The sequence below is a fragment of the Acidocella sp. C78 genome (assembly GCF_907164655.1).
This window is the reverse complement of sequence record NZ_CAJQZK010000004.1, coordinates 36,480-57,762: the sequence shown is the minus strand read 5'-3', so window position 1 is coordinate 57,762 and position 21,283 is coordinate 36,480. Positions and strand designations below refer to the sequence as shown.

The window sequence follows — 21,283 nt, the reverse complement described above, 5'->3', positions numbered from 1 at the left end:
TTTCATGACCGTGCCCCCGGGCCCGCGATCGGCAGGCCGTTGCTCATGTAGGTGAGGAAATAGGCAAGGTCGCGATAGGCCGCCGAATCCGGTTTCGCCGGGACCGAACGCACCTTCTTGTTGCAACCGATGAACCGCCGCACCAGCGTGCCGACATCGCCCCATTTCGAGCGGTAGACCGGGAACGACGCGGTGATGCCGAGCGCCGGCGCCAGATATTGCCCCCGAAGTCGCTTGCCCGCCGCCTGCACGTGGCAGCTGGCACAGGAAAAGTTCAGCTGGCCTCTGCGCGAATAGAAATACTCCTTGCCCGCCTCGTACGCCGCAATCGCCCGCTTGTCGTTCGGGATGACGACATGGATCGGTTTGCCGTCCGAGGTCGAGGTCATATAGGCGACGATGTCGGCGAGTTCGCCCTTGGTCAGGCTGAGCGGCTTCAGCCCGTGCCGCTCGCGGCATTCGTTGACGGCGATACCGAGGGTGACGACCTTGCCGGTTTTTTCATCGAATTTCGGATAATCCTGCGCGATGCCGATCCCGCCCCGCGGAAAGCACGAGGCGTAGTCCGCACCATCGGGAAACTTCGTGCCGAATGCCGTCTTCCCGGCATCCACCGCGAAGGAATAGGGCGGGAATTCGAGAATCTGCTTCCACTGCGCGCGGTCGTTGGCGCTGAAATTATAGGGCCCGTTGACGTAATCCTGCAGCGCGAGCGTTGGAAAACGTGTCTGGAAATACCCCTGGAACGCCTTGAGATCGGCCGCCGGATCGGCCTTTGCCGGTGGCGCCAAGCCCGGTGCCAGCGTTGCGAGAGCCACGATCATCGCCCATGCGCGTTTCATTGTCTGTTCCCCCCAGCCGCGCGCGCCGGCACGCAGAATGCCGGCGCGCCTCGCTTACATGATTGCCGCCGACATGTTTGCGGTTTCGCCCTTGTTATCGACCCATGAAACCCCGATCGGATCGCCCGAGGCGCCGCCCTTGAAAGAGAACCTGATGAAGGGATTTTTCGAAACCGCGGGGCCCCAGAAGCCGCGCAGCACGAGCTTGCCCTTGTGGGTGAACTCGACCACCTCGATGTAATGCGGCGGAATGAGCTTGCCGTCCTTGCCCTTCACGAAGCCGGAATCCATCGGGTGCTTGATCAGCGCCTCGACAGTCGTCACCCCGCCCGATGTGGTTGCGTGAACCAGAATTTGATGTGCCATTGTTCCTCTCCTCAGCCGCACCCGCCGAGGGTGACCTTCACCTGTTTCGACGTGGCGTAGAGCTTGCCGCCCGCCTTCACCGCCGTGATGACCTCCGTGGTACGGGCAAGTTTCAGGCGGCTCGAGATTGCCGGGCTCGTGCCCTCCGGAATTTCATAGGCGCACGCAAGCGAATATGGATTGTGCCGGGCCAGCAGCGCGGCACCGGTGATGCCCGTCTCGTTCGCGTCGATGGAAATCGGCACCACTGCGCCATTTTCGGCAATATCCGGCGCCTCCATCTTCACCTGGTCGGTCGAGACCAGGGTCGCGCTGCCCCACAATGCCTTCAGCGCCACATCGGGCATGGTCGCCTTGAAGGCCGCTTCGGGCCAGAGCGAAGCCTTCGGCGCCGCCACCGCAGCGGCAGCGAGGCCGGAACGCGGCATCGCCAGCGCCGCGGCGCCGCCCACGGCACCGAGCAGCACCGCCCGGCGTGCGGGCCCCGTCTTTCGTGGTTTGGTCATCATCTTGTGTTCCCCAATGCATATCTGCTTCGAAGCAGTTCGGCCTTCACTTGGTGTAGAGAAAATCGATCACTTCATTGATCTGTCTCGGCGTCAGGATCAGGTTCTTCCCGAAAGCGGGCATCACCGTCTGCGGGTTTCGCGCCTGCTCGTCGAACACGATCGCATAGAATGTCTTGCGATCTGGTATCATCGCTTTCACGTCCTTGAGCGCCGGACCGACATTGCCCGGTTCCACCGCGCCGGCGAAACTGTGGCAGGCGGCGCAGTTGCCGAGCGACTTGGTGGTGGCGATCTTCTCGCCCGCGGCAACTTGCTGCGGTGTGGCCGCCAGCGCGACGGCGGGCAGCACCGCGACGGCGAGGCCCAGCAGGATGGCGGTGTGTTTCATTTCCCCCTCCTCATTTGCCGCTCCCCTTCATATCGTCCACCGGGCCGGTGGTGCGCGGGGTCAGCCCCATCTTTGCGGCGCTCGATGTGATCCGGACGGAACCGGCCGGCGCGCAATCCTTCATGCAGGCGATATTATGCGTGACGGGACGCGGATCTTTCCAGTTGAAAGAGTCGCGGTTGGGCATCTGCACCCGTGGCACGCTCTGCGCATCGGCGACGAATTTTCCCGTCACGATGCCGTTGAGGTTCAGGATGAAGGCTGTCAGCGCATAGACCTGGTCGGGCTTGAGCGTATGCGGCGCATAGAACGGCATCGCGCGGTTGATGTAGTCCCACAGCGTCGTCGCGTAGGGCCAGTAGCTGCCTACCGTTTTCTGCGGCGCCGTTCCCGCCAGCGACCCGACGCCACCGGCGAGCGCCGGATAGCCATGCGCCCCCTCGCCAAACCCACCATGGCACATCGCGCAATCGCTCGAAAAGAGCTTTTCACCCGCCGCCACCGTGCCGCTGCCGGGCGGCAGATTGGCCCCATCGGGCGGCACGGCGATGGTCCAGCCGGCGATCTGCTGCGGCGTCGGCGTTGTGCCGATCGCGTAATGACCCGGCGGTGTGGCGGGCTTGTAGCGGGACAGTGCGCCATTGCCGGTGCCGAGATCGCGCCACACCTTCAGTGTCGCGGCCGGCACGATCCCGTCATAGGATGGCGCGGGCGCATCGCCCGCCCGCGCGATGGCGACAGCCGCCACCATCCCTGCGGCGGCCATCAAAATCCTACGAGAGCTGGACATTGTTCACCGTCCCGTCGGCCAGCACCTGCCATGTCTGGATCGAGTTGTTCTCATAAACCGGATCACGCCCCCAGAATTTGTGTTTCTGCCTGATCGTCGGCTGAACGTAGCCGGTTTCGTCGGTGACGCGGGACTGGATGAGCGCCGGCTTGCCATCCCACCGCCAGTTGAAGGTGAACCGGGTCAGGCAGCGCGAAAGCACGGGGCCGTCCAGCGTGGCGCGATGATAGTTCACCCCGCCATCGAGCGAGACATCGACATGCCTCACCCGCCCGTTGCCGCTCCAGGCGAGGCCGTGAATCTGATAAAAACCCGGCCCGCCGGTCAGCTTCTTCTCCGGGCAGGGAAAGGTGATGACCGATTTCGCATTCATCGCCCAGGTGAAGCCGAGCGATTTTCCATCGCCCAGCAATTCGCTGTATTCGCTGGTCTCTTCGCGGGTGATCCAGGGCTCGGACCCGACCTGGAGCTGGCGCAGCCATTTCACGTTCACATTGCCCTGCCAGCCCGGCACGACGAGCCGCACCGGATAGCCCTGCTCAGGGCGGATCGCCTCGCCGTTCTGCCCCCAGGCGATGATGCAGTCATCAAGGCATTTCACCATCGGCAGCGAGCGATCCATGTGGGCGCCGTCCGACCCGCTCGCAAGAACCCAGCGGCTGTCGGGCAGCAGACCGGCCTCATCGAGCAAGGTCGACAGCCGCACGCCCGTCCATTCGGCACAACCGATCATCCCGTGAGTGAACTGCAGGGAATTGAGCTGCGCCGCCGGCCATTCGGTGGCGCCGTTGGCGGGGCACTCGATGAAATGGATGCGCGACACGGATGGATAGCGCATCAACTGGTCGAGCGTCAGCAGCAGAGGCCGCTTGACCCGGCCGGAAATCATCAGGCGGTAGTGTTTGGGGTCAATGCTGGGACGTCCCGAATGGTAGCGCTCGAAGAACAGGCCATTCGGGGTGATGATCCCATGATGGTCCTGCAAGGGCGTGAAGCTCGCATCCGCGTCCTTGGTCGGCGAAAGCCACGGCACATAGCGACGGATGACGTTCTTTTCGAAGCGCGAAGGCCTGCCATAGGGACGAGAGTCGACGCCGGCACCCAGCGCATTCGACCACGGATCGTCAGCAGGCGGTGCGATCGTGGCAGCACGAGCGCCGGTGGAAGCGGCGGTGGCGATAGCACCAAATGCGGCGCCGAGCCTGAAAAGGCTCCTTCGATCGGTTTTGGACATTTCCCCTCGCAGCAGCAAAATTCTTCCCGATACGTGTCAGGAGCGATATTTTTCTGTCTTCCTCACATTCATATAGTAAATTGAATATGTCAAACAGAAAATATGTTGCCGGATCATGATCGCCATTCTTCTCTACACGCTGCTTTGGGCAAGCTTCGGCGCGGGGCATAGCTACCTTGCAACGCCGGGTGGGCAGGCGTTGCTGTCGCGCCTCGCGGGGCCGGGCGACCGCCTGGTTTATAACGCGATCGCTGCGGCGCATCTCGCGGTGGTGCTGGGGATCGGCCAATCCTTGTTCCCCGGTCATGGCTTCAACCTGCCGCGCGGGATCATCGTTCTCGGCTGGATCGCGGCAAGTGCGGGGGCCATTGTTCTGGGTCTGGCCGGCCGGAATTACGATCTCGCCCGCTTCACCGGCCTCGCCCAGTTCCGCGCCGGCAAACCCGACCGCGATTCTCCACCCGAGCCGCTCGCAACCGGCGGCATGAATGCGCTGATACGCCACCCGCTCTATCTTGGCCTCGTTTTGATTCTCTGGGGCCTTGCGACGTCGCCATTCCGCCTCGTCACTGCCACCGCCGCAACGGCCTATCTGCTCATCGGCATCCGCTTCGAGGAACGAAACCTGCTGCGCCTCTACGGCGACGCCTATCGAAGCTACCGCGCCAGGGTGCCGATGCTGTTGCCGCTCCGCTGGAAGCGGCGCTGAATTTACTTGACGCAAACGGCAATAGCCACGACCCTGCCCGGAGAGGGAGGACCACCAGCATGAACGTGACGACAAAGATCAATCCGCCTGATGGCATATCGGCCGAAGAATGGCAGATCCGCTGCGACCTTGCCGCTCTGTACCGGCTGGTCGCACATTTCCGGATGACCGATTTCATCTACACCCATATCAGCGCGCGTGTGCCCGGGCCTGAACATCATTTCCTCATCAACGATTACGGCGTGATGTTTCACGAGATGCGGGCTTCCGACCTCGTCAAGATCGACCTTCACGGCAACCGCATCGAAACGCCCGGCATTTCCGCACAACGCGTCAACCAGGCCGGCTTCACCATCCATTCCGCCATTCATATCGCCCGGCCCGACCTTGTCTGTGTCGTGCATACCCACACCGCCGCCGGCATCGCGGTCGCAGCGCAGGAACAGGGGCTGCTGCCGATCAGCCAGCACGCGATGAAATTCTATGGCCGCCTGTCCTATCATGGCTACGAAGGCATTGCGCTCGACCTCGACGAGCGCGAGCGCATCGTCCACGATCTCGGCCAGAACAAGGCGATGATCCTGCGCAATCACGGCCTGCTGGTCGGCGGCCGCAGCATTCCCGAGGCGTTCCACGAGATCTATTTCCTCGAGCGCGCCTGCCAGGCGCAGGTCGCCGCCATGTCGGGCGGCGCGAAGCTGGTGATCCCGCCGCGCGAGGTCTGCGAGCATACCGCCGCCCAGTTCAACAAGGACGAGGCAAACCGCATGGCGCATTACGAGATGGCATGGCAATCCGCCCTCCGCCTCATCGAGGGAAACGGCGACTACCGGAGCTAGTGTCCTGCTTCCGAAATTCATGGGTGAATTTCAGAAACGAGCAGGACATTAAATGATTGATTTTCCTAGTGTCCCGAATCTGAAATCCGGTGGATTTCAGATTCGGGACACTAGAGCATCATCCGATCAGATGATGATACTCTGATTGCCAATACGATAGACCACGACTTCCGATCCGGACGGATCAGATGTCGTGGTCAAAACCCGACGATTTCGGTCCTGATCTCGCGGCTGTGCCGGTCGAACAGCGCAAGCCCGAGGTCCTTCTCCCGCGCCGCCCGCGTCGCTTCCAGGTAGAGTGCGAGCGCCTTGCGGATCAACAGCGCCTTGTCGTCAGGCGTGGCCGCGCATTGCTCGATCTGTGCATGCAAATCTTCTGACAGGATCAGATTCAAGCGGACGGCCATCCATGGTTCCTTGCGGCATAAAGTTTCCGTTTCAGGAACTTAGACTACGCAGATTCGAAATCAAGCGGCAGCAATCCTTACTCTTGCTGTCAGTGCGAGATACACGACACCCGAAACCACGGCGGAAACCAGGAAGGAGATATCGCCAAACCCGGGATGCGCCGCGGCGAAACTTCCGACGAAGAGCGGATACTGGTTGAAGAAGGGAACGCTCGCCGCAATGCCCGCGATCCAGGCGATGAAAGCGGCATTCGCCCCGCTTATCCGGCTGTGCCGGCGCGAATAATGCGCCAGCATCGTGACGGCAATCCACGGGGCGGTCCAGTATCCAAGGAAAAAAAGAAAACTCTCGTAACTCTTGATGAAATGGGTGGCGGCGAGAACCGAGATCGCGGTGCCGATCGCGCCGCTCAGCAGCGCGGCCTGGTATTGCTTGAGCCGGAAACCGAGAGCCAGGGATGAGAGGGTTGCGGAATAGATGTTGATGATGTTGGCACTGATCGTGCCGACCACGATGGCGATGATCAGCGGCGCATGGAACCAATGCGGCATCCATGGGGTGAACAGGTCCGAGGGTTTCGAGAGTGCGACGGTTGCGCCGATCAGCGCCCCCAGCACCTCCATCCAGACGCAGGAGAGGAACGTGGCCAGGAATGCGTTGGTGAAAACGGCCCGCCCGGTCGCCGAGCGGTCGCCCGTGTGGTGAAGATAGCGGGTGTAGTCAGACGAATAGGGAATCCACCCGAGAACGTAGGCAACGATGATGGAGGTGGTCAGAATGAAGGCGCCCGACGTGCCGCCGACAGTCTTCAGCATTTTCGGGTTGGCGGGGGGCAGATGGCCGACATGGGCGGCAGCGAACGCGGTGAGCACCAGAAAGATCGCCACCAGCAGGAAAAAGAAATATTTCTCCGCCGCATGGATCAGGTCGTGACCGATTGCGGCAATCGCGACCTGGATCACGCACAGCGCAATGATGTTCGGGATGAGCCCGGTGCCGAGCATGTATTCGAGCGCATAGCCGCCGATGATCGTGTTGACGCCGAACCACGAGAAGCCGCCGAAGAAGTTCAGGAATGACGGCAACCGGTTGCCCAGCCGACCAAACCAGGCAGCGCCCTGGATCATCTGGGGCAATCCGTATTCCACCCCGAATGTCGAGAACAGCCCCAACAATACCGAGCCGATCAGATTGCCGAGCAGGATTGCGGCGATCGCGTCGACCGCGGACAGGCCGAATACGCCGGTTGCCAGCGCGCCGGTGGTAATGGTTGCGAACTCCACGTTCGCGGCCATCCAGAGCCCGAACAGCGCACGCGGACTGCCGCGGGTCTCTTCCGGGGTGACCTTGTCGATCCCTTTTGTCTCAACCGTGATTGTGCCCGCCTCGGCCATTCCCGCCTTGCCCCTGTTGTTTGTCCCCGATCTTTCCGATGCAGCAAAAACCGTGCCTGTGTAAATAGCCTGCGGCAGGTCAAGCATGAGCAGTATCGAGGCGAGTCTGCCCATTTCGGCAGCAGTCAAAGCCTCGCGGCGGGCAGCAGCACCCAGGCGGCACCTGCGGCAATGGCAATGCCATAGGGCAAGACCGCCTTCCGGGCACGCCAGCGCTCGGCCGCCCACAGCCGGCGAAGCAGTCCGGCGCCATGCGGGACCGGTAACAAGGGCCGCCGCGCCAGGCGCAGCGCCAGATAGGCCAGCGCCAGAACGCCGCCGGCGAGGGCCGTCGCGAAGAGGAAACCCGCAAGGGCCAGGGGTGGGAAGCCAATGGCGAGCGCCACAATCAGCTTCACATCGCCGCCACCGACCAGCCGCCGCAAATAGAGCGCAAACAGCGCCAGAAACAGCACCGCGGCCATGGCGAGGCTCACACCGAGAGGCTGGATGCCATCGCGAAGCCGCAGCGCCACCCCGGCAAGGGCGAGCACCAGCGAGACGCCATCAGGAATGCGGCGCAGCAGCAGATCCTGCCAGCAGGCGACCGCCAGCGGCACGAGCATCGCGATCTGCACCACATGATCCATCCAGGCTTCCAAGGCTTGCGCCCCGCCGGGGCTCGTCCGACGCAAACTGACAGACCCGGACCAAGGAATGGTTAACGCGGCGATCCGGCCAGCTGGTCGAACGCTTCAAGCGCCTCGGCCGCATACATCGCCGATGGGCCGGCACCCATATAGACAGCCATGCCCAGCGTCTCGGCGATTTCGGCACGGGTGGCGCCCGCGCTCGCGGCACCCTGCGCGTGATAGGCGATGCAGGGCTGGCAGCGCGTCGCCACCCCGATCGCCAGCGCGATCAGCTCCTTCGTCTTGCGGTCGAGCGCGCCACTGGCGCAGGCGGCCTTCGCCAGGGCGGAAAAGCCGGCCATCGCCTCCGGCGCCGCCTTGCGCAGGTCGGCGACGCCACCATTCATCGCGCCGATCAGCGCTTGCCAGTCCTCGATCATCGAATCTCCCCCCTTCAGCCGGGCGTGCCGGCCAGCATCAGCGCCACAGCACAGGAAGCGAGACGGGTGCGGGCATCATCCGCCCGGCTGGTCAGCACAATCGGTATGCGCGCGCCGACGACGACGCCGGCCGCATCCGCCCCGGCCAGGAAGGTAAGCTGTTTCGCGACCATGTTTCCCGCCTCGATATCCGGCACCAGCAGGATGTCCGCCCGGCCGGCGACCGGCGACTCGATCCCCTTCTCCGCCGCCGCGCGCGCGCTCACCGCATTGTCGAAGGCAAGCGGGCCATCGATGATGCCGCCGGTGATCTGGCCGCGCTGGCCCATCTTGCAGAGTGCGGCGGCATCGAGGGTCGAGGGCATTGCGGGGTTCACCGTTTCCACCGCCGACAGTACGGCGAGGCGCGGCGTCTCGATTCCGATAGCGCGCGCAAGATCGATCGCGTTCTGGGCAATGTCGCGCTTGGTCGCGAGATCGGGGGCGATGTTGATCGCCGCGTCGGTCACCAGCAGCGGGCGCGGATAGCTCGGCACGTCCATGACATAGACATGCGACAGGCGCCGCCCGGTGCGCAGGCCGTTCTCGGCCAGCATCACCTCGTGCATCAGTTCGTCGGTGTGCAAAGCGCCCTTCATCAGCAGCTTCGCCGTACCGTCGCGGACCAGTTCAACACCGCGCGCGGCGGCGGCGTGGCTGTGCGGAACCGGCTCGATCCGCAGATCTCCCAGATCGAGCCCGGCCTTTTCGGCGGCGGCGCGAATCTTCGCCTCGGGCCCGACCAGGATGGGCACGATCAGCCCGGCACGGGCGGCATCGAGCGCGCCGCGCAGGCTGACATCGTCGCAGGGATGCACCACTGCGGTGACCAGCGGGCCGCGCGCCCGGGCCTCGCCCAGCAAGGCGTTGAACCGCTCGTGCCGGCTGAGGCGAACCTCCGGCAGCGGCATCGCCGGCCGCCGCACCTTCTCGGTCGGCGCGGCGACGAGGGCGGTGCCGCGCAGAACCTCGGTGCCCGACTGGTTGACCGCCGTGCAGGCAAGCGTGACCCGATGCCGTGCCGGCTCAAGTTCGGTGACCGTCACCGTCGCGGTAATCTCGTCCCCCGGCCCGACCGGGGCGCGGAACTGCAAGCTCTGATCGAGATAGATCGTGCCGGGGCCAGGCAGCTTCGTGCCCAGCACCGCCGAAATAAGGCCCGCCGTCCACATGCCATGGACGATGATATGGTGGAACATGTCACCGCGGGCATATTCGGGGTCGAGATGCGCCGGATTGATGTCCCCGGAAATATAGGCGAACAGGGCAATGTCATCGGCCCGCAGGATGCGCCGCACGCTCGCGGAGTCGCCCACTTTCAGTTCGTCGAACACGCGGTTCTCGATCATCGGCGCCGCGAGGGGGGCGGGCGCCGGCCCGATATCGTTCATGTCGGTCTCCGGTCAGCGTTCGTGGATGTAATGCCCAGGCGCTGCGTCGAGCACCGGATATCCGGCCTCCTCGCGGCCGAGCGGCGGCGGCGCGGCCGGCGGACTGGAATGCGCGCCGAGGAAGGCGACCCATTCCGGCCACCACGAACCGTCATGCTTCGGCGCCTCGTCCTGCCACGCCTCCGGCGCGAGATAGGGCTCGCCCGGAAGACGCTGGAGACTGGCGTAATGACGGTGCGGATGACCCGGCTCGCTGACAATGCCGGCATTATGCCCGCCGGACGTCAGCACGAAGGTGATGGGGCCACGGTTGAGCAGGTGCAGCTTGTAGACCGAATGCCAGGGCGCGATATGGTCCCGCTCGGTGCCGACGACGAAGAATGGCACATCGATATCGCCAATGGCGACCGGCCGGCCGCCGGCCGAAAGCCGCCCCTCGGCGAGGTCGTTATGCAGGAACAGATGACGCAGATATTCGGCGTGCATCCGATAGGGCATGCGCGTCGCGTCCATGTTCCAGGACATGAGATCGTTCGGATGCTCCTGCTCGCCGATGAAGTAGCGGCGGATCATCCGCGACCAGATCAGGTCGTTCGAGCGCAGCATCTGGAAGGCGCCGGCCATCTGCTTGGTATCGAGATAGCCATGTTGCCACATCAGGTCTTCAAGGAAGGCGAGTTGCGCCTCGGTGATGAAGAGCTGGAGTTCGCCAGCCTCGGTGAAATCGGTCTGCGCGGCAAAGAGCGTGACGGAGGCGAGGCGGCTGTCATGATCGCGGGCCATCGCGGCGGCGGCGATGGAGAGCAGTGTGCCGCCCAGGCAATATCCCGTGGCGTGAATCTTGAGCGCGCCGGTGATGGCGCTGACGGCATCGAGCGCGGCCATCACGCCATCGGCACGGTAGTCATCGAGGGTCAGATCGCGATCGCCCTTGTCCGGATTGTGCCAGGACATCATGAACACCGTATAGCCTTGGCCAACGAGATAACGGACCAGCGAGTTCTCCGGCGAGAGATCGAGGATATAATATTTCATGATCCAGGCCGGGACGATCAGCACCGGTTCGGGCCGCACTTCACCCGTCGTCGGGGAATACTGGATCAGCTCGATCAGCCGGTTGCGGTAGACCACTTTCCCCGGGGTGATCGCAACATCGCGTCCCGGCGCGAGCGGCAGCCGATTCTCATGGTTCAGGGCGATTTCCGTATCCTTGAGCAGGTTACGCAGCCCGGCCCGGATCGACTCGCCGTGGCTTTCGCGGGCCGCGTGCTCCACCTCCGGGTTGAGCATCGGCAGGTTGGCGGGTGCGATCGCATCCAACGACTGGCGGATCATGAAATCGACGATACGCTCATGGGCGGCATCGACCCCGGCGATGCCGGTCGCCGCATCGTGCCACCAGCGTTCGACTCGGAGAAAGTATTCCTTGTAGAGCCGATACGGCATGTCCTGCCAGCGGGATGATCGAAACGATGATCATTGTCGCAGGGCGGTGTGACGGCCTCCTCAAGGCCGAGCGCCACACGCCAGACCGCCGCCCAATCCTCCATGGCGCGCCGGGCCAGGTCCATCCGCCGCGTGGGCTGGTTCGCCAGATGCACGGCCCAGTCGCGCCAGGCCAGCGCGATGCCGGCGGGCGCCAGACCAGCGGTGAGCCGCGCCTCCGCCGCATGCAGCGACCGGTCCAGCGCATCCGTCGTCGAAACAGGCTCATGCGGCGCGATCGAGGCGGGCAGCACTGGCGGCGGCAGGGGTGACGGCTTGAGTGCCTCGGCGGGCGGTTTCGGTCGGGCGCCTGATCGGCTGCGGCTGGTTTCGGTGCTCACGGGTCTGATTATCCTTGCAGGTATCCGGGTCATGTCACGCCATGATGTGCTGTCCGCCATCCACAGGCACAACCGCGCCGGTGATCCTGGTGGCGGCAGGAGAGGCCAGAAAGGCGGCAAGCGCGCCGACATCCTCGATCGTTACCAGATGGCGCTCCGGCGCAAGTCGCGCCGCTTCGGCCAGAAGGTCGTCGAAATGGTCGATTCCGCTTGCCGCCCGCGTGGCGATCGGTCCGGGCGAGAGGGCGTTGACACGAATTCCGCGCGGGCCGAGTTCGGCGGCGAGATAGCGCACGCTCGATTCCAGCGCCGCCTTCACCGGCCCCATCAGGTCGTAATGCTCGACCACGCGGACCGATCCCTCGTAGGACACACAGAGCAGCGCCCCGCCGGCGCGCATCAGCGGCTCGGCCAGCCGCGCGCAGCGGATGAAGGAATGGCACGAAACATCCATCGCCTGGGCAAAGCCGGCGGCGGAGGAGTCGGCAAGCCGGGCGCGCAAATCGGCCTTCGGCGCGAAGGCAATGGAATGGAGAACGAAATCGAGTTTGCCCCAGCGGCGGGCGATCGTGTCGAACACGGTCTCCAGCGCCCCCTCCTGCTGGACGTCGCAAGGAAGCAACATCTCGCAGGGCATGTCACGCGTGACGGGCTCGACGAAGGGTTTCGCCTTCTCATTCAAATACGTGGCGCAGAATCGTCCGCCGGCGGCGGCGAAAGCGCGGGCGCAGCCCGTGGCGATCGAATGCTCATTGGCAATGCCGAGCACAAGCCCGACCTTGCCTGAGAGATCAACAACGGCTTCCGCCATCGGCTCAGGCCGCCGCCCGGCCACTCTCCCGCCCGGCTGCGCGCCCCACCCGCTCTCCGGCAGGAACGCCCATGCGGAACATGGCCTCCATCATGCCGAACTGCGCCTGCATTATGGCCTGCATCAGCGCGAATTCCGCCTCGGCCACGCGCATCATGCTGCCGGCGATCGTCTCGAACATTACCGGCGAGAGGCTCGACACAAGGAACACATCGGCTCCCTTGCCCATCCGATGCGCCTCGAAAGTGCTGGTCATCGTACCCTCCGTTTTTTCAGGCGTCTCGTGATCTCATGCAGAGTCGCCGGCGTCCTTGATGCAGGTCAAGCCGGGGACGACATTGTCCCGATATGTTCATCATGTCGCGGAGGGAATCCCGGCGCAGCCCCGGCACCGCCGGGTGAACAGGAGACGGCATGGGATGGCGCGCGGCGCTGCGGCGGTCTGCGCCGATCGCAGTCGGGGCGGGGTTCACGCTTGGCCTTGCAGCGCGTGCCGCCGGGTTCGATCAACTCGCCGCCGGGTTGTGGATCGCGCCGGCACTGCTGGTGGCGGCCGAGGTTGCCACCGATTTCGCCATCGGCGTGCTTCGCGGCATGCTGGGGGTCGATCTGATCGCCCTCCTCGCCATCCTGGGCTCGGTGCTTCTCGGGCAGCACCTCGCCGGCGTGATCATCGCCGGCATGGTGGCGGGCGGCGCGGCGCTCGAGGATTATGCGGGGGCGCGTGCCCGGCGCGAACTCTCGGCACTGGTCAAGCGCACCCCGACAACGGCGCACCGCCACACCGATGGCGCGATCGAGGACATTCCCGCCGGAGTTGTCGCCATTGGCGACAACCTTCTGGTCAAGCCCGGCGAGGTGGTCCCGGTCGATGGCACGCTGCAGGGCGCCGCCACGCTCGACGAGTCGGCCCTGACCGGAGAACCGCTGCCGGTGTCACGGCAGGCAGGCGGAGCGGTGCGGAGTGGTGTGCTGAACGCCGGCGGACCGATCGCCCTGCGCGCCACGGCGACCGCCGAGGCGAGCACCTATGCCGCGGTGATCAGGCTGGTTGCCGCTGCCGAACGGGAGCGCCCGCCGATGGCCCGCCTCGCCGATCGCTGGGCGCTCGGGTTTCTCACCCTCACGCTTACGGTCTGCGCCGCCGCCTGGCTGGCCAGCGGCGACCCGCTGCGCGCCCTTGCCGTGCTGGTGGTCGCCACACCGTGCCCGCTGATCCTGGCGACGCCCGTCGCGCTGATCTGCGGCATTTCGCGGGCGGCCGGGCGCGGGGTGATCGTCAAGGGCGGCGGCGCGCTGGAACGCCTGGCGCGCGCCGACATCGCCCTGTTCGACAAGACGGGCACACTCACCGCCGGCACCCCGTCGCTCACCGGCGTCGCGGCACTCGACGGTTTCGCCCCAACGGACTTGCTGCGCCTCGCCGCCTCGCTCGAACAGGTCTCCCAACACGGCGTGGCCGGGGCGATCGTCGCCGCCGGGCGAGCGGCTGGCCGGCTGGCCACGCCCGCTGACGTGACCGAAATGCCCGGTCTCGGCCTGTCCGGCCAGGTCGGCGCCGATCTCGTCATGGTGGGCGGCGCCAGGATGTTCGAGATCGCGGGAATACAACTGCCGCGCGACAATCACGTCGCCGAACAGGCCAATGGCGCGGCGGCAACCGCTTGGGTCGCCGTCAACGGCGTGCCGGCGGGCGCGATCATGCTGACCGACGCGATCAGGCCGGACGCGAAACCGTTGATCGCATCGCTTCGCCAGCTTGGCTTCCACCGCATCGTGATGCTGAGCGGCGACCGCGCCGAACCGGCGGCGCGGGCCGGCGCCGAATTGGGTCTTGACGCGGTCCATGCCGGACTGTCGCCCGCTGAAAAGATCGAGCGCGCCCGAGAGGAACGCGCGCATGGCACGACGATGATGGTCGGCGACGGGATCAACGACGCTCCGGCGCTGGCGGCGGCGGATGTCGGCATTGCCATGGGCGCCCGCGGCACCGCTGCCGCAGCCGAGGCCGCCGAGGTGGTGCTGATGCTCGACCGGCTCGACCGCATCGCCGAGGCTGTAGCCATCGCGCGCCGCGCCCGGCTCATCGCGCTGCAGTCGATCGTCGCGGGCATGGGGCTCTCATTGCTTGCGATGGCCGCTGCCGCCGCCGGCTATCTTCCGCCGGTTGCCGGCGCCCTGTTGCAGGAGGCCATCGACGTCGCGGTGATCCTCAACGCGCTGCGCGCGCTGGGATCGGGAAGCTGAACCCGGCCCGAAATCCACGCGCAAGCTCCAGGGGCGGGCAGCCGGGACATCTGCCGGTGCGGTCGCGCGACAAGCCATCGCCGCCGACAGATGCCGCGGATCGCAAGCGTTCGCCTATGGCTTGAGGTAAGCGAAGCCATGGGCTTCGAGCTGGACGATACGCTCCGCGCCCGCCGGGACGATCACCGCCTGCGGCACCAGCTTCGGCATATGGCCGAGATGGCGGGCCATCGCCGCCATCGTGTTGTGGCACGCGTCGAACTCGACCCCTTCCGCATCGAGTGCCGCCACCCGCCGCGCCACGGGCGAACCGGCCAGGAGCATCTTTACCCCCGGCCCGAACGCCACCACGACGATCTGCACCTTTCGCGCCCCCAGCGCCGCGAGGAGGTTCTGCGCGTTGTTCAGCGCCATCAGCCAATGGCCCGGCGCCGCTGCGCTGACCTGGATCACCACGTGACGGGTTGCCGCCGGGTTCGCGTGCAGAAACGCCGGATGATCGAAATCGAAGGTGCCGAGCATCGAGGGATTGGCGCGGGCCATACCGCCGGAGACGGCCAGCGCCAGCACCGTGGCCAGAACCGCCACGGCGCGTGACGCGATACGCTTGATCCGCATCGGCAGATCCTCCTCTGATGTGATCACCCGAAATGGTGCCGGTCAGCATATCGGCCGTCAGGGTGGCGAAGACAACAGAAAAGCGGGAGATCTGGCGAACGCGCGGAAGGCCTCGCGCCCTTATGGCCGGCCTGGCCCGAAACCCGTCATCCCCGGGCCGCCCCCGCCGCCAAATCCGCCCATCATGCCCCAGCCGCCGAAGCGATGGCGACCATACCCGAGACCATAGCCGGCCGGCGCCAGACCCGGCAGAACCATGCTCGCCTGGCCCTGCTGAAATTCGCTCAAATGGGGCAGCAGGGCCTGGGCAGCCGACTTCTCGCTTTCGAACGTCTTTTTCCGAAGATCGAGCATGTCCTGCATGAAGGCGAAGCGCTGGTCGGGCGTGAGATTCATGATCGCGCCCGGCTGCATCGCCGATCGCATGCCGTTCCAGGCCTGCTCGTGCGCATCCATCACGGCCTTGACGTAGTGATCCCAGGCGGGGCGCTGGGCTGTGGTGATCTTCAGGGTCTGCCGCAGCCCATCGAGCCGCGCGGCGGAAAATCGCCGCCCCGCCCCGCCGCTCCAGGCACCGGGGCCCGGCCCATTTCCCCACATCATGCCAGGCCCATAGCCACCGGGTCCGGGCCCCTGCGCCACCGCCAGCCCGGTTCCCGCGGCCAGCAGGACAGAGGCTGCCGCCAGTTTCCATTTCATCGCCATCGGCGTGCTCCTTTCGTCTGCGGAGGCATGCCGCCCCCGTAACGTCGGAAAGCTAGCCGCCGGCCTCGCCGGGGTCGTTGACCTTAATCAAGCGACCGTGATCTGCCGGTTGGCGCGGGCCAGCACCACGTCGAACAGGATCTGCGCGCCGGCCTCGGCTTCGGCCTCGGTGATCGACTCCGCCTCATTGTGCGACAGCCCGTCCTTGCAGGGCGTGAAGATCATGGCGCTCGGGACCACGCGGGCGAGATGCACGGCGTCATGCCCCGCGCCGGAGACCATTTCCCGTGCTGCCAGCCCGCGTTGCCGGCAGGCTGCGCGCACAAGGTCGACACAAGCGGGATCAAACGGCGTCGCCTCGACCCGGAAGACGGGCGTGATCACGATTTCGAGGCCGCGGGCCCCGGCGAGGGCCGCCGCCTGTTCGGGGAATTCCCGTGCGAGGCGGACGATCTCGGCATCCGACGGATTGCGGAACTCGGCGGCGAAACACACCTCGCCGGGAACCACATTGGGCGAGTTCGGATGAACGCTCAGCCGCCCGACCGTGCCGCGCCCCTGCTCGCCGCAGTCGCGCATCAACCGTTCGACCAGGAGAATGATCTCGGCGGCGCCGGCCAGCGCGTCGCGGCGGGCGGCGGGCGGGGTGGTGCCGGCATGGGAGTCGCGGCCGGTCAGCACAATGTCGAACCAGACCTGCGCCTGCGCGCCGGTCACGATGCCGATCGCCTCGCCCCCGGCCTCAAGCAGCGGCCCCTGCTCGATATGCAGTTCGAAGAACGCATCCGCCGGGCGATGGGTCGCTGGCTCGTCTCCCTCGGCGCCGATCGCGGCCAGGGCCTCGGCGACGGTAACGCCCGACGCGTCGCGCAGGGCGCGGATCGCCGCCTCGGGCTGCACGCCCGCCCAGACCGCGCTGCCCATCATGGCACGGCCAAAGCGGCAGCCTTCCTCGTCGGTCCAGTTGACCAGTTCGAGCGGCGCCTCGGTGACGATGCCGAGTTCGTCGAGCGTGCGCATCACCTCCAGCCCAGCAAGAACGCCGAGCGCGCCGTCGAACTTGCCGCCGGTGGGCTGGCTGTCGAGATGCGAGCCGAACATCACCGGCAAGCGGTCGGGGTCGCGCCCCTCGCGGCGGGCGAACATGTTGCCCATCGTATCGGTGCGAAGGCCGAGTCCGGCGGCGGCGCACCATTCGGCGAAGCGGGCGCGGCCCGCGCGGTCCACCTCGGTCAGCGTCACGCGGTTGACCCCGCCTTTCGGCGTCGCGCCGATCTCGGCCATGTCCATCAGCGCGTGCCACAGGCGAGCGCCATTGATCCGGTAATTCGTGTTCTGCGTCATGCCGGCATGATGGCCTCCGGCCCCACCCGCGCGCAAGACCGCCCCTTGCGCCGCTGCGCCGACGCGGAACATTATGACGCAACAGAAAACGGGGATACGCCATGAAGACAATCGGTCATTTCATCAACAACGAGAGCATTGCGGGTGCCGGGGCGGAGCGCCTGCCGGTGTTCAACCCGGCGACCGGCGCGCAGAGCGGCGCGGTTGCGGTCGCGACGGCGGCGGAAATCGAGGCGGCCATCGCCACGGCGCGCGCCGCCTTCCCCGCCTGGGCCGCGACCCCGCCGCTGCGCCGCGCGCGGATCATGTTCCGCTTCAAGGAACTCGTCGAGCAGCACAAGGACGAACTGGCCAAGGCGATCACGCTCGAACACGGCAAGGTCATTTCCGACGCCGCCGGCGAGGTCGTGCGCGGGCTCGAGGTGGTGGAATTCGCCTGCGGCATTCCCGAGCTGCTGAAGGGCGATTATTCGCGCAATGTCGGCACCAATATCGACAGCTACTCGTTCCGCGCGCCGCTCGGCGTCGTCGCCGGCATCACGCCGTTCAACTTCCCGGTGATGGTGCCGATGTGGATGTTCCCGATGGCGATCGCCTGCGGCAACAGCTTCATCCTCAAGCCCTCGGAAAAGGACCCGTCACCCGGCCTGCTGCTCGCCGAACTGCTGAAGGAAGCCGGCCTGCCCGCCGGCGTGTTCAACGTGATCAACGGCGACCGCACCGCCGTCGACGCGCTGCTGACCGATCCGCGCATCGCCGCCGTCAGCTTCGTCGGCTCGACGCCGATCGCCGAGCACATCTACCGCACCGCCTCGCATCACGGAAAGCGCGTGCAGGCGCTGGGCGGCGCCAAGAACCACATGATCGTCATGCCCGACGCCGATCTCGACCAGGCGGTGGACGCGCTGATCGGCGCCGCCTACGGCTCGGCCGGCGAGCGCTGCATGGCGATCTCGGTCGCGATCGCGGTGGGTTGCATTGCCGACCCGCTGGTCGAGCGCATCGCCAGCCGGGCACGCAGCCTGAAAGTCGGCCCCGGGCTCGACCCCGAGGCCGAGATGGGGCCGCTGATCACCAGGGACCACAAGGCCAAGGTCGAATCCTATATCGAGGCAGGGGTGGCGGAAGGCGCGCGCCTCGTCGTCGATGGCCGGGGGCTGAAACTGCAAGGCCACGAGGACGGCCATTTCGTCGGCCCCACCCTGTTCGACAACGTCCGGCCGGGGATGAAGATCCACCGCGAGGAAATCTTCGGCCCGGTGCTCTCGGTCGTGCGCGAAGCGAATTTCGATGGCGCGGTGAAGATCATCAACGAGCACGAATTCGGCAACGGCACCTCGATCTTCACCCGCGACGGCGACGCCGCGCGCAGCTTCGCCGACCAGATCGAGGTCGGCATGGTCGGCATCAACGTGCCGATCCCGGTGCCGATGGCGTTCCATTCCTTCGGCGGCTGGAAGCGCTCGGCCTTCGGCGATCACGGCATGCACGGCCATGAAGGCGTGCATTTCTACACCAAGCTGAAGACCATGACCTCGCGCTGGCCGACCGGCATCCGCGCCGGTGCTGAATTCGCGATCCCGACCATGAGGTAGGCAGGGTCATCGATCCGAGTGTCGAAGGGCCGGCCCGGTGCCGGCCCTTCCCCGGCCCGGCGGGCCTCAGATTACCGGCGCGAACGCTGCGTGGTCAGGCGGCCCCGCGGCAAAAAGGAAGCGGGGCGTTGCGTTGCCCAGGGCGATCAGCGCCGAGGATACGGTGCCGAACCCGCCGCGCGGGCCGACATTGAGCGCGGTGTCGGCCGGCGCGGCGCGGTCCGCCAGCAACACCCGCCAGGCCTCCCACGCATCGGCGGCGGGATCGGGGCGGGAAGCGGCTTCGAACGCGCCGCGATAGCGGGCGATGCGCGGGCTGTCCGGATCGTTCGGGTCGTGCGCGGTGATCATGGTGATGCCGGGCGCAAGCCGCATCGCCTCCGGTGCGCCGCGCTCCAGGCCGCGCAGCACGAACCCGCCGGCCGCATCGGCGACAAGCAGGTTGAAACTGCGGTAGCGCCCGGCATCCAGCCGGGCGAGCCGCGCCGCTGCCGCCGAAGCCGAGGCTTCCTCCAGCGCCATCAACGGCAGCGCGCCCCGGCTCGCCTTGTCCGGCGCGGGGCCGAGGCTGCCGGTACGGTTGAGCAGGGCGGCGACCACGCCGTGACGGTTCAGGCCGAGCCAGGTGCCGCCGGCGGTGCGATCCCGCCCGGCGATCACGCCCGGGCGGTCGGGCCAGTGCGCGGCCGGCGGGTCCCACGGCCGCGCCAGCATCTCGTCGCGATTGGCGCCGATCACCACCGGCCAGGCATCCCCCGGCAGGAACGAGAGGATCAGCGAGCACATCGCGCGCCGCCGGTCAGTGCGATCCGAACACCCGGTCGAAAATGGCATCGACCCGGGCGAGATGCAGGCGCGGGTCCATCGCCGCGTCGATCGCTTCCGGGCTGATCCGGCCGGCCACTTCCGGGTCGGCCAGCAGATGGTCGCGGAAGCGGCGGAAATCGGGCTGGCCGAGCGCGGTCCAGGTCGCCATCGCGTTGCGCTGGATGATCCGGTAGGCATCCTCGCGCGAGATTCCGGCGCGGGCGAGCAGCAGCAGCACCTCGCCCGAATGCACGACGCCGCCGAGCGATTCGATGTTTTCGGTCATCCGCTCCGGATAGACGGTAAGCTTCTCGATCATGCCGGCCAGCCGGTGCAGGGCGAAATCGAGCGTGATCGTCGCATCCGGCCCGATCACCCGCTCGACCGAGGAGTGGCTGATGTCGCGCTCGTGCCAGAGAGCGACGTTCTCCATCGCCGGCACCACGTAGCCGCGCACGATGCGGGCGAGGCCGGTGAGATTTTCCGACAGCACCGGGTTGCGCTTGTGCGGCATCGCCGACGAGCCCTTCTGCCCGGGATGGAAGAATTCCTCGGCCTCGCGCACCTCGCTGCGCTGCAGGTGGCGCACCTCGGTCGCCAGCCGCTCGATGCCGGAGGCGATCACGCCGAGGGCGGCGAAGAAGGCGGCGTGGCGATCGCGCGGGATCACCTGGGTCGAGACCGGCTCGGGTCGCAGGCCGAGCTTCTGGGCCACATGCGCCTCGATCGAGAGGTCGAGATGCGCGAAGGTGCCGACGGCGCCGGAGATCGCGCAGGTCGCGATCTCCTCGCGTGCGGCGAGCAGGCGGGCGCGGTTGCGGGCGAATTCGGCATAGTGGCCGGCGAGCTTGAGGCCGAAGCTGGTCGGCTCGGCATGGATGCCATGGCTGCGGCCGATGGTCGGCGTCAGCTTGTGCTCGATCGCCCGGCGCTTGAGTGCCGCCATCACCGCGTCGATCCCCTCCAGCAGCAGATCGCTCGCCTGGGTGAGCTGCACGGCGAGGCAGGTATCCAGCACATCCGACGAGGTCATGCCGAGATGGACGAAGCGGGAGTCCGGCCCCACCCCCTCGGCCAGCCAGGTGAGGAAGGCGATGACGTCGTGCCGGGTCTCGCGCTCGATTTCGGCGATACGCTCGACATCGGCCTCGGTCATCGCGGCGATGCGCGCGCCGCCCTTCTCGCGGATGGTGCGCGCGGCCTCGGCCGGCACGTCGCCGGTGGCGGCCATCGCCTCGGCGGCCAGCGCCTCGATCTCGAACCAGATCCGGTAGCGGTTCAATTCCTGCCAGATCGCGACCATCTGCGGGCGGGCGTAACGCGGAACCATCGAAATTCTCCCATCTTCCAGGCCGGCGGCCGGCGCGGCG

At 66.4% G+C, this 21,283-nt stretch carries 24 protein-coding genes; 4 read left to right on the top strand and 20 right to left on the bottom strand.

Going from position 1 to position 21,283, the window contains the following annotated elements; translation table 11 throughout:
• Window positions 1-2: 2 nt before the first annotated feature.
• The 6 genes from soxA to soxC are packed head-to-tail and all read right to left on the bottom strand — an operon-like array spanning window position 3 to window position 4,129.
• A complete protein-coding gene (soxA, locus tag ACIDOCELLA78_RS000000100855) occupies window positions 3-842 on the bottom strand; it encodes a sulfur oxidation c-type cytochrome SoxA (RefSeq protein ID WP_201727977.1) in 840 nt (279 codons plus the stop codon).
• Between the two features lie 54 nt (window positions 843-896).
• Window positions 897-1,208 carry a thiosulfate oxidation carrier complex protein SoxZ gene (soxZ, locus tag ACIDOCELLA78_RS000000100850; RefSeq protein WP_201727976.1) on the bottom strand — a complete coding sequence of 104 codons (312 nt, stop codon included), beginning with the start codon at window positions 1,206-1,208 and terminating at the stop codon, window positions 897-899.
• A gap of 11 nt (window positions 1,209-1,219) precedes the next feature.
• Window positions 1,220-1,714: a thiosulfate oxidation carrier protein SoxY gene (gene soxY, locus ACIDOCELLA78_RS000000100845; RefSeq protein ID WP_249675183.1), complete on the bottom strand. Its 495-nt coding sequence runs from the start codon at window positions 1,712-1,714 to the stop codon at window positions 1,220-1,222.
• A 46-nt stretch (window positions 1,715-1,760) separates the two neighbouring features.
• The gene (soxX, locus tag ACIDOCELLA78_RS000000100840) at window positions 1,761-2,105 is read right to left on the bottom strand and encodes a sulfur oxidation c-type cytochrome SoxX (protein WP_201727974.1); all 345 of its coding nucleotides are present in this window, start codon (window positions 2,103-2,105) and stop codon (window positions 1,761-1,763) included.
• 10 nt (window positions 2,106-2,115) lie between these two features.
• Entirely contained in the window at window positions 2,116-2,871 is a 756-nt protein-coding gene (locus tag ACIDOCELLA78_RS000000100835) for a c-type cytochrome (RefSeq protein ID WP_249675181.1), read from the bottom strand.
• Between the two features lie 7 nt (window positions 2,872-2,878).
• Entirely contained in the window at window positions 2,879-4,129 is a 1,251-nt protein-coding gene (gene soxC, locus ACIDOCELLA78_RS000000100830) for a sulfite dehydrogenase (RefSeq protein ID WP_201727972.1), read from the bottom strand.
• Between the two features lie 115 nt (window positions 4,130-4,244).
• On the opposite strand from soxC, the gene ACIDOCELLA78_RS000000100825 reads away from it, so the two are divergent.
• Window positions 4,245-4,838: an isoprenylcysteine carboxylmethyltransferase family protein gene (locus tag ACIDOCELLA78_RS000000100825; protein ID WP_201727971.1), complete on the top strand. Its 594-nt coding sequence runs from the start codon at window positions 4,245-4,247 to the stop codon at window positions 4,836-4,838.
• Window positions 4,839-4,897: 59 nt separating this feature from the next.
• Window positions 4,898-5,677: a class II aldolase/adducin family protein gene (locus ACIDOCELLA78_RS000000100820; protein WP_201727970.1), complete on the top strand. Its 780-nt coding sequence runs from the start codon at window positions 4,898-4,900 to the stop codon at window positions 5,675-5,677.
• Between the two features lie 197 nt (window positions 5,678-5,874).
• Here ACIDOCELLA78_RS000000100820 and ACIDOCELLA78_RS000000100815 read toward each other — a convergent pair whose 3' ends face one another.
• From ACIDOCELLA78_RS000000100815 to ACIDOCELLA78_RS000000100775, 9 genes are all read right to left on the bottom strand, one after another.
• The gene (locus ACIDOCELLA78_RS000000100815; protein WP_201727969.1) at window positions 5,875-6,084 is read right to left on the bottom strand and encodes a hypothetical protein; all 210 of its coding nucleotides are present in this window, start codon (window positions 6,082-6,084) and stop codon (window positions 5,875-5,877) included.
• 60 nt (window positions 6,085-6,144) lie between these two features.
• Window positions 6,145-7,566, bottom strand: a complete 1,422-nt coding sequence (locus tag ACIDOCELLA78_RS000000100810; RefSeq protein ID WP_249675179.1) for a cytosine permease — start codon at window positions 7,564-7,566, stop codon at window positions 6,145-6,147.
• A gap of 38 nt (window positions 7,567-7,604) precedes the next feature.
• Entirely contained in the window at window positions 7,605-8,108 is a 504-nt protein-coding gene (locus ACIDOCELLA78_RS000000100805) for a prepilin peptidase (protein ID WP_201727968.1), read from the bottom strand.
• Between the two features lie 71 nt (window positions 8,109-8,179).
• Complete coding sequence (locus ACIDOCELLA78_RS000000100800; RefSeq protein ID WP_201727967.1) at window positions 8,180-8,530, bottom strand: carboxymuconolactone decarboxylase family protein; 351 nt, start codon at window positions 8,528-8,530, stop codon at window positions 8,180-8,182.
• 14 nt (window positions 8,531-8,544) lie between these two features.
• Window positions 8,545-9,960 carry a bifunctional enoyl-CoA hydratase/phosphate acetyltransferase gene (locus ACIDOCELLA78_RS000000100795; protein ID WP_201727966.1) on the bottom strand — a complete coding sequence of 472 codons (1,416 nt, stop codon included), beginning with the start codon at window positions 9,958-9,960 and terminating at the stop codon, window positions 8,545-8,547.
• Window positions 9,961-9,972: 12 nt separating this feature from the next.
• Window positions 9,973-11,406: an alpha/beta hydrolase gene (locus ACIDOCELLA78_RS000000100790; RefSeq protein WP_249675176.1), complete on the bottom strand. Its 1,434-nt coding sequence runs from the start codon at window positions 11,404-11,406 to the stop codon at window positions 9,973-9,975.
• Window positions 11,292-11,786, bottom strand: coding sequence for a poly-beta-hydroxybutyrate polymerase N-terminal domain-containing protein (locus tag ACIDOCELLA78_RS000000100785; protein ID WP_249675174.1), 495 nt, complete (start codon window positions 11,784-11,786; stop codon window positions 11,292-11,294). The genes ACIDOCELLA78_RS000000100790 and ACIDOCELLA78_RS000000100785 overlap by 115 nt, the downstream gene beginning before the upstream one ends.
• Window positions 11,787-11,820: 34 nt before the next feature.
• Window positions 11,821-12,597, bottom strand: coding sequence for an enoyl-ACP reductase FabI (fabI, locus tag ACIDOCELLA78_RS000000100780; protein ID WP_201727965.1), 777 nt, complete (start codon window positions 12,595-12,597; stop codon window positions 11,821-11,823).
• A gap of 4 nt (window positions 12,598-12,601) precedes the next feature.
• Window positions 12,602-12,853, bottom strand: coding sequence for a hypothetical protein (locus ACIDOCELLA78_RS000000100775; RefSeq protein WP_201727964.1), 252 nt, complete (start codon window positions 12,851-12,853; stop codon window positions 12,602-12,604).
• A gap of 158 nt (window positions 12,854-13,011) precedes the next feature.
• Between ACIDOCELLA78_RS000000100775 and ACIDOCELLA78_RS000000100770 the strand changes: the two genes are divergently transcribed.
• Window positions 13,012-14,844 (top strand): heavy metal translocating P-type ATPase, encoded by a 1,833-nt coding sequence (locus ACIDOCELLA78_RS000000100770; RefSeq protein ID WP_201727963.1) that lies wholly within the window; start codon window positions 13,012-13,014, stop codon window positions 14,842-14,844.
• Between the two features lie 114 nt (window positions 14,845-14,958).
• Here ACIDOCELLA78_RS000000100770 and ACIDOCELLA78_RS000000100765 read toward each other — a convergent pair whose 3' ends face one another.
• From ACIDOCELLA78_RS000000100765 to ACIDOCELLA78_RS000000100755, 3 genes are all read right to left on the bottom strand, one after another.
• Complete coding sequence (locus ACIDOCELLA78_RS000000100765; RefSeq protein WP_201727962.1) at window positions 14,959-15,462, bottom strand: DsrE family protein; 504 nt, start codon at window positions 15,460-15,462, stop codon at window positions 14,959-14,961.
• A gap of 120 nt (window positions 15,463-15,582) precedes the next feature.
• Window positions 15,583-16,167, bottom strand: coding sequence for a Spy/CpxP family protein refolding chaperone (locus ACIDOCELLA78_RS000000100760; RefSeq protein ID WP_201727961.1), 585 nt, complete (start codon window positions 16,165-16,167; stop codon window positions 15,583-15,585).
• An 87-nt stretch (window positions 16,168-16,254) separates the two neighbouring features.
• Window positions 16,255-17,583 carry a Zn-dependent hydrolase gene (locus tag ACIDOCELLA78_RS000000100755; protein WP_201727960.1) on the bottom strand — a complete coding sequence of 443 codons (1,329 nt, stop codon included), beginning with the start codon at window positions 17,581-17,583 and terminating at the stop codon, window positions 16,255-16,257.
• Between the two features lie 29 nt (window positions 17,584-17,612).
• On the opposite strand from ACIDOCELLA78_RS000000100755, the gene ACIDOCELLA78_RS000000100750 reads away from it, so the two are divergent.
• A complete protein-coding gene (locus ACIDOCELLA78_RS000000100750) occupies window positions 17,613-19,106 on the top strand; it encodes a CoA-acylating methylmalonate-semialdehyde dehydrogenase (protein WP_201727959.1) in 1,494 nt (497 codons plus the stop codon).
• Between the two features lie 66 nt (window positions 19,107-19,172).
• On the opposite strand, the gene ACIDOCELLA78_RS000000100745 is transcribed toward ACIDOCELLA78_RS000000100750, so the two are convergent.
• Window positions 19,173-19,892 carry an NRDE family protein gene (locus tag ACIDOCELLA78_RS000000100745; protein WP_201727958.1) on the bottom strand — a complete coding sequence of 240 codons (720 nt, stop codon included), beginning with the start codon at window positions 19,890-19,892 and terminating at the stop codon, window positions 19,173-19,175.
• 13 nt (window positions 19,893-19,905) lie between these two features.
• Complete coding sequence (purB, locus tag ACIDOCELLA78_RS000000100740; RefSeq protein WP_201727957.1) at window positions 19,906-21,243, bottom strand: adenylosuccinate lyase; 1,338 nt, start codon at window positions 21,241-21,243, stop codon at window positions 19,906-19,908.
• Between the last annotated feature and the right edge of the window lie 40 nt (window positions 21,244-21,283).

Bases quoted from the DNA above. Each gene is read 5' to 3' on its own strand.
- soxA (WP_201727977.1), bottom strand. From the start codon at position 842: ATGAAACGCGCATGGGCGATGATCGTGGCTCTCGCAACGCTGGCACCG.
- soxZ (WP_201727976.1), bottom strand. From the start codon at position 1,208: ATGGCACATCAAATTCTGGTTCACGCAACCACATCGGGCGGGGTGACG.
- soxY (WP_249675183.1), bottom strand. From the start codon at position 1,714: ATGACCAAACCACGAAAGACGGGGCCCGCACGCCGGGCGGTGCTGCTC.
- soxX (WP_201727974.1), bottom strand. From the start codon at position 2,105: ATGAAACACACCGCCATCCTGCTGGGCCTCGCCGTCGCGGTGCTGCCC.
- ACIDOCELLA78_RS000000100835 (WP_249675181.1), bottom strand. From the start codon at position 2,871: ATGGCCGCCGCAGGGATGGTGGCGGCTGTCGCCATCGCGCGGGCGGGC.
- soxC (WP_201727972.1), bottom strand. From the start codon at position 4,129: ATGTCCAAAACCGATCGAAGGAGCCTTTTCAGGCTCGGCGCCGCATTT.
- ACIDOCELLA78_RS000000100825 (WP_201727971.1), top strand. From the start codon at position 4,245: ATGATCGCCATTCTTCTCTACACGCTGCTTTGGGCAAGCTTCGGCGCG.
- ACIDOCELLA78_RS000000100820 (WP_201727970.1), top strand. From the start codon at position 4,898: ATGAACGTGACGACAAAGATCAATCCGCCTGATGGCATATCGGCCGAA.
- ACIDOCELLA78_RS000000100815 (WP_201727969.1), bottom strand. From the start codon at position 6,084: ATGGCCGTCCGCTTGAATCTGATCCTGTCAGAAGATTTGCATGCACAG.
- ACIDOCELLA78_RS000000100810 (WP_249675179.1), bottom strand. From the start codon at position 7,566: ATGCTTGACCTGCCGCAGGCTATTTACACAGGCACGGTTTTTGCTGCA.
- ACIDOCELLA78_RS000000100805 (WP_201727968.1), bottom strand. From the start codon at position 8,108: ATGGATCATGTGGTGCAGATCGCGATGCTCGTGCCGCTGGCGGTCGCC.
- ACIDOCELLA78_RS000000100800 (WP_201727967.1), bottom strand. From the start codon at position 8,530: ATGATCGAGGACTGGCAAGCGCTGATCGGCGCGATGAATGGTGGCGTC.
- ACIDOCELLA78_RS000000100795 (WP_201727966.1), bottom strand. From the start codon at position 9,960: ATGAACGATATCGGGCCGGCGCCCGCCCCCCTCGCGGCGCCGATGATC.
- ACIDOCELLA78_RS000000100790 (WP_249675176.1), bottom strand. From the start codon at position 11,406: ATGCCGTATCGGCTCTACAAGGAATACTTTCTCCGAGTCGAACGCTGG.
- fabI (WP_201727965.1), bottom strand. From the start codon at position 12,597: ATGGCGGAAGCCGTTGTTGATCTCTCAGGCAAGGTCGGGCTTGTGCTC.
- ACIDOCELLA78_RS000000100775 (WP_201727964.1), bottom strand. From the start codon at position 12,853: ATGACCAGCACTTTCGAGGCGCATCGGATGGGCAAGGGAGCCGATGTG.
- ACIDOCELLA78_RS000000100770 (WP_201727963.1), top strand. From the start codon at position 13,012: ATGGGATGGCGCGCGGCGCTGCGGCGGTCTGCGCCGATCGCAGTCGGG.
- ACIDOCELLA78_RS000000100765 (WP_201727962.1), bottom strand. From the start codon at position 15,462: ATGCGGATCAAGCGTATCGCGTCACGCGCCGTGGCGGTTCTGGCCACG.
- ACIDOCELLA78_RS000000100760 (WP_201727961.1), bottom strand. From the start codon at position 16,167: ATGGCGATGAAATGGAAACTGGCGGCAGCCTCTGTCCTGCTGGCCGCG.
- ACIDOCELLA78_RS000000100755 (WP_201727960.1), bottom strand. From the start codon at position 17,583: ATGTTCCGCGTCGGCGCAGCGGCGCAAGGGGCGGTCTTGCGCGCGGGT.
- ACIDOCELLA78_RS000000100750 (WP_201727959.1), top strand. From the start codon at position 17,613: ATGAAGACAATCGGTCATTTCATCAACAACGAGAGCATTGCGGGTGCC.
- ACIDOCELLA78_RS000000100745 (WP_201727958.1), bottom strand. From the start codon at position 19,892: ATGTGCTCGCTGATCCTCTCGTTCCTGCCGGGGGATGCCTGGCCGGTG.
- purB (WP_201727957.1), bottom strand. From the start codon at position 21,243: ATGGTTCCGCGTTACGCCCGCCCGCAGATGGTCGCGATCTGGCAGGAA.